At 43.6% G+C, this 5,422-nt stretch carries 6 protein-coding genes and 1 pseudogene; 2 read left to right on the plus strand and 5 right to left on the minus strand.

Annotated elements, in window-relative coordinates; genetic code table 11:
- Nucleotides 1–140: 140 nt before the first annotated feature.
- Nucleotides 141–374, minus strand: a pseudogene (locus tag IM500_RS08885) (hypothetical protein); the annotation flags it as partial.
- A 173-nt stretch (nucleotides 375–547) separates the two neighbouring features.
- Between IM500_RS08885 and IM500_RS08890 the strand changes: the two are divergent.
- Nucleotides 548–811 (plus strand): hypothetical protein, encoded by a 264-nt coding sequence (locus tag IM500_RS08890; protein WP_190721823.1) that lies wholly within the window; start codon nucleotides 548–550, stop codon nucleotides 809–811.
- A 340-nt stretch (nucleotides 812–1,151) separates the two neighbouring features.
- Here IM500_RS08890 and IM500_RS08895 read toward each other — a convergent pair whose 3' ends face one another.
- Nucleotides 1,152–1,544 (minus strand): hypothetical protein, encoded by a 393-nt coding sequence (locus IM500_RS08895; RefSeq protein ID WP_287738148.1) that lies wholly within the window; start codon nucleotides 1,542–1,544, stop codon nucleotides 1,152–1,154.
- 11 nt (nucleotides 1,545–1,555) lie between these two features.
- Here IM500_RS08895 and IM500_RS08900 point away from each other — a divergent pair, with 11 nt between their 5' ends.
- Nucleotides 1,556–2,458: a hypothetical protein gene (locus IM500_RS08900; RefSeq protein ID WP_287738149.1), complete on the plus strand. Its 903-nt coding sequence runs from the start codon at nucleotides 1,556–1,558 to the stop codon at nucleotides 2,456–2,458.
- A 387-nt stretch (nucleotides 2,459–2,845) separates the two neighbouring features.
- Here the strand turns inward: IM500_RS08900 and IM500_RS08905 are convergent, their stop codons facing one another.
- The 3 genes from IM500_RS08905 to IM500_RS24735 form a co-directional block, all read right to left on the minus strand.
- Nucleotides 2,846–3,283, minus strand: a complete 438-nt coding sequence (locus IM500_RS08905) for a pentapeptide repeat-containing protein (RefSeq protein WP_012267829.1) — start codon at nucleotides 3,281–3,283, stop codon at nucleotides 2,846–2,848.
- 114 nt (nucleotides 3,284–3,397) lie between these two features.
- Nucleotides 3,398–4,870 carry a BCD family MFS transporter gene (locus IM500_RS08910; protein WP_190721822.1) on the minus strand — a complete coding sequence of 491 codons (1,473 nt, stop codon included), beginning with the start codon at nucleotides 4,868–4,870 and terminating at the stop codon, nucleotides 3,398–3,400.
- 70 nt (nucleotides 4,871–4,940) lie between these two features.
- Nucleotides 4,941–5,105, minus strand: a complete 165-nt coding sequence (locus IM500_RS24735; protein WP_423202540.1) for a DUF4351 domain-containing protein — start codon at nucleotides 5,103–5,105, stop codon at nucleotides 4,941–4,943.
- Between the last annotated feature and the right edge of the window lie 317 nt (nucleotides 5,106–5,422).

Genomic DNA, 5,422 nt, shown 5'->3' on the forward strand with positions numbered 1-5,422 from the left:
AAATCCTTATCTGGCAAGAGACTTAATTGATTAGTTCGCTCTAGATCAAAAATAATTGACAAAAATCGCCAAATGCCTTTCTATATAAGGGTTCCATCCCTTATAACCCCCGTCCATTGCATAACAAAAACCGAAGAACCTTCTTTTGTTTTTGATTCTCTCCCTAAAGCGATCGTTTTTGCTTGGGAATCGAACTTGATTAATCTCCCAGATAGAGAAGTGCCATTTTTTAAAGATACATTTGTATCATCTGGTATGAATACGGGAATTTTCTTGACGGGAGATCGATCGCCGGTGGCTGGTAGATGATAGCCAGCAAGAGAGGCGATAAAAACTAGGCTAGTTGCGGTTATTATTGGGTAGAGTTTTTTCATCTTTACCTTGCCTGAATGATCGGGATTTAGTTGGTTCTGTTTTCGATCTTGGATGCGGTGGGTTAGGAGTAACAGTAACCCAACCTAGGGTTTTTTCTAGAGGGTTTTTTCCATATTTTAGCGTCGGGATTGTCAAAGGGGAAGCGTTGTATCTTCTCCTTATGTTAAAACTTATGAAGGTACTCCTTTATGCGGTAAGCGATAGAAATATGACTCTACAAGAGCTAATGCGGTGGGTGGAAAAATTATCCTCGATCGAGAAACGGCAACTGATCGAAAAAATTACCGCAGAAATGGCATCGGAATCGGCAGAAGTTAATCAACCCCGTCCCTCTTTATGGGGTATATGCGCCGATTTAGGACAGGCTCCCTCGGCTGAAGATATCGATAAAACCCGACGAGAAGCGTGGGGAGATTTTACGGCAGAGGATATTTAAGTGTTAAAAGCAGTTTTAAGTAGGTAGGCGTTAAAAATTATCAGACACCCCCCTTATCAAGGGGGGCAGGGGGGATCGAACCTGAAATCCATTTTAAATTTAATTATAACCAGCTACTTAGATACTCATGCGGTTATCTGGTATCTTTACATCGAATTATTGCGGCAACCGCCCTATATTTAAACGGTCCCTTAATTAGCCGAGATCGAAAAATTCAATTATCAACGGTTAATACGATCTGGTAGCAACGAACTAATCAAATTCCTATTCCCCGAATATAATTGGATGCGGTGGGTTAGCGCTACTCGTAACCCAACCTGCGGTTTTTGTCAATATATTTTTACTTTCCGAAACCTTTGTTCGGGCGGTTTTGTTTGGCAATACGGAGGGCTTTTCCGGTTTTGCCATCCTGTAGTGCGATCCGCATCGATCGCTTTTTCTGGTAGGATTGAATATCCGCCGCTAAGGGATGATCGTTATCGATGCGTAGATGGGTTAAAGAACATATAAGACCCGTTTGTTTTCCCGATTCATTTTTTAGGAAACAAATAATTCCCCCCTCGTCTCCCGTGTAGAAAATTTTATCGATCAAAAACTGGTGATCGGGTTTGTATCGCTCGCCTTTTGTTTCAGCTATTTTTAACGTTTCGGGAGTTGCACGCACAGGGATTGGTAAACTCGCTTCCATTTTCTCGATTAACAAACGAACTTGTCGGGGATCGTCGATGGACATGGTTATTCTCCTTGATAAAATACAAAGAACTGGCGATAGAACCCGATCGATCGAGTAGGATAGCGATCGAAAACGCCAATCAGGGACATTTTGCCGTGAGCGCTCCGAATTCTCCCCCTCCCGGAACACAGATACTAGGAACCTTCGCCAGTCTTCTCGGTTTGCTGGGGATTTTTCTCTATTTTACGGGATGGATCTATCGGTGGGCCTATTTCGGCTGGTTTAGCCTTGAGATTAACCGTCTGGACTTGCCCTTGCGTTCCTTCCTTTTCGTGCCGATACAGGTCTTCTGTGGCGATTTCGGGGCGTTGCTGCGAACGTTTCTGGCACTGGTTGCCGTTGCCTTTGCGATTCAATTTACTCTCTGGATTTTGTCTCCCCTGCCATCCTATTCAATTGTCAGTCAATTTAAACGGAAATTTCATCAAAAATTTCACCCTCTAGGTTTATTAGTCCGGGGAATTCCCGAATCTCTCCGAAAAGATTTGATCGCTGTTATTTGGCTATTAATTATTCTTTTTTGGTTAGCTCGAATTCAGGGATCGAGCGATGCCCGTCGCGATGCAGTTAATGATAGTTCTACCTTACCAGTTATCACTTTAGTTTTACCGGAAAAACAGATAGCGATCGGTCGGAATCCGCAGGATGTTTTTACCGATCCTTCTCTCAAAGGTTATCGAATTATCGGTGAGACTAAATTACTCGAAGAGCTGCGGGGAAAAGAAACGAATGATAGTAAAGTTAATCCCCCGCGAGTCTGGCGTTTATTAATTCAAAATAATAATTGGACTTATGTTTTTCGCGGGTTATCCCCTCAGTCGGCAGACAATGAACGTCCGGCGATTCTAGCCATTCGCGAGGATAAGGAGGGACAATTGATGATTCTCGCGCCGGATGTCCCAAAATCCCGATGAGAGTCAATCGGGGAAATTATCAAAAGCGATCGTTAATAAAAAAAGTCTAAAAGTCGCACCCCACAAGGTTTTCGGCGTTGTCAGATCAGAAGAGGAAAGATGCAATGCTCCGGTGCTGATTCGGAGCATCTTTCCATTTGACAACGCCGATTGTAGGGCTAATTCATGAATTAGCCCTACGCCGATTGTAGGGCTAATTCCACTGCTAAATCGAGCGACTCTTGTTCCCCACTTAAGCCCAACTATCGGCACTATTCGTTCATTAAACACTAATTGTCAAGATGCCATGTAATCTTTCCTATCAAAGTAATTTCAGTTCCGGTGCTGATTCGGAGCATCTTTCAATTTGACAACGCCAGGTTTTTAGATTCATTCAGCCCGCCCTATCTAGGGATTGCCACCACCGACAGCGATGCCAGTACCATAAATCTGAGCATTTGTCAAGTTAATTCTCTCCATCGATGCACCTGTCACATCGGCATCATAAATCACGGCACTGGTGAAATTGACTCCATCGAGATCAGCTTGATTGAAACTGGCATTAGTCAGAAAAGCTGCGGTTAAATTTGCGCCTTCTAGGTTAGCATCGGTCAAATCCGCGCCCTCTAAGTTAGCTTCCTCCAGATTAGCTCCTTGTAAATTCGCTTTTCTCAAATCAGCACCGATTAGATGCGCCCCTCTTAAATCTGCACCGCGGAGATCACAGCCCGGACATTCCCGCGTATTCAATAATTGTTGTACCTGTTGGGGATTTTCCGCACCGACGGGGTTAATCAGCAGTAAGGAAGCTAGGGAACCTAGGGCAATCATTAAAGTCCTTTTCATCGTTTTAGCCTCCTCTTTCGTTTTCCTCTCTACTTTTAGGATAGGAAAAAAGCTGCTAACCAACTTCCCCCGATCGGGCTAATTCTCCTGTTATCTCACTTTTGCTTGCTTTTGCTAGTCGATCTCTCCTTTCATCACTGTTGCGATCGCTGCTCGGGCATTTTCCTTAAATTCCTTGACATCGACGCGACTTAATAACCAAACTGCCAGGATCATTCCCAATGCTTGCACGAGGAAAACTAAGCCATAGGCTAAAACCGGACTAGAAAAGACAACTTTACCGATATTTAAAATCGTACCGCCTAAAACCGTGGCTAATCCCCGTGCGATCGCTTGTGATAATCCCCAAGCGCCGATAAAAGTTCCCGCGGTTTCGGCAGCGGTTAAATCTAACATTAAACTGGTAGCCCCGGCGGTAATCATTCCCGAAGCTAAACCGAAAAAGAGCAAGCTTGATTTTAATAAACTTTGGTTAGCAGAAAAGCCGGCAAAAATCAAGAGAATAAAACAAATTGTTGCAAAAATACAGCCATATTTAGTGGTTTTTTGTTTACCGATGCGGGGAATGAGCATAAATCCCGTGGCAGCAATACCAAAAAGGGTTCCGGTTCCCCAAAAAGCGTTCAATTGGGTGGTTTGGGCGATACACATCCCAAAAACCTCGCCGCCAAAGGGTTCCATAATTGCATCCTGCATAAATAAACTCAAAGTCATCATCAGCAGGAAGGTGAAAAATAAACCAGTTTGCCGACTAGCGGTGAGAACTTGTAGGGCATCTTTGAAGGTAATTTGATCCTCTCTTTGCACAAGAGTGGACCGACTACTAAAACGAGAATATTTTTTTTCTACGCCAAAAGTCGCTAAAATACAGAGACCGAAAACGATAGCGGGCATAATCGCGAACACGGGGTTAATATTCGCCTGTAGCTGCGGAATATTGGCTATAGGGGCTGATTGAGTCGGATCATAGGTCAAAATATTTGTACCGCAGATATTGGGAGTATCCAGCAAACGAGAACTAACGATCGCCCCGACGACGATTCCCACCATCAGCATTGACCAAACTATAGCAACTAATTGCGATCGATTATCTTCATCGGACACATCCACCAAGAGGGCAGCAAAAGGGGTAGAACTGGCGCTTAAAGCGAGTCCGTAGAGGGCGAAAATTAAGGCTAAGAGGGCAATCCAGGCGTAGGAAATGGTATTCCATCCCGAAGTTTGAATACTAAGTCCCAATTGCCAAACTACTTGCAAAGCAATAAAAGCTAAAGCGGTAAAAACTGCCGCCCCAATCCAGACATAACCGCTGCGATGATGACCAAAAATAGTTTTACCGTCGGATCTTTGCCCAAACCAGATGCGCGCTGGACTAACAAACTGGTGCATAGCGATCGCAGCTGTGGCGAGAAAGGGTAAAACTTTTAACTCATCGATCATAATCCGATTGAGAACCCCCAAAGTCAGCAGGGACATAATACCTAGTCCCATCTGAAAGAGTCCTAAGCGAAACATGGTGAAAAGTCCCAGTTTTGGCAGGGGTTTTGGGGATGAGTGAGTAGAATTGGAGATATCGCTGGTAGCCATGGTTAAATCAATACAAAAAAAGCCAGTATTTAAAAATTTAACGCAGGACGAGCAGACATCTTCTGGGGATTTAAGTTTCTGTGTCCAATAACCAAGTGGTCAGAACTGTCAAGCTGGTAAAATCGAGCAGTGCTTCTCCTAAAGTTGCGAATTGTTCTAGAGATAGTTCTTGGATTTTTTGGCTTACAGTTGAGGATATTTCACCTAAACGACGGTTAAGTAGTTGTAGAATCAAAGCAACCGCTTCTTATTGTCTTCCTTTTTTTTGGATGTCCTGATCAATGACTGATTCGCCCATAATTTCTTCTCTTAATAAGCTTCTGATGATTTCCTTACTTAATACTAACCCCGCCAGAATTGCTGTAGCGGCGGCTAAATTGCTTTTTTCAGTTCTCCCCTTGATATTAAGTAGGTGGGTGGAATTAAATATAACTGGACTTCCCCCGTATAAACATACTAGCTATGGCTAAAAGTCTTACAGAGCCTGAGTTCAAGCCATACAATACCAATGAACTACTGGACACAAAATCCTGAAGTTCTTACGCAGATAGG

The sequence above is a fragment of the Microcystis sp. M179S2 genome (assembly GCF_020245805.1).
GTDB classification, from domain to species: Bacteria; Cyanobacteriota; Cyanobacteriia; order Cyanobacteriales; family Microcystaceae; genus Microcystis; species Microcystis aeruginosa.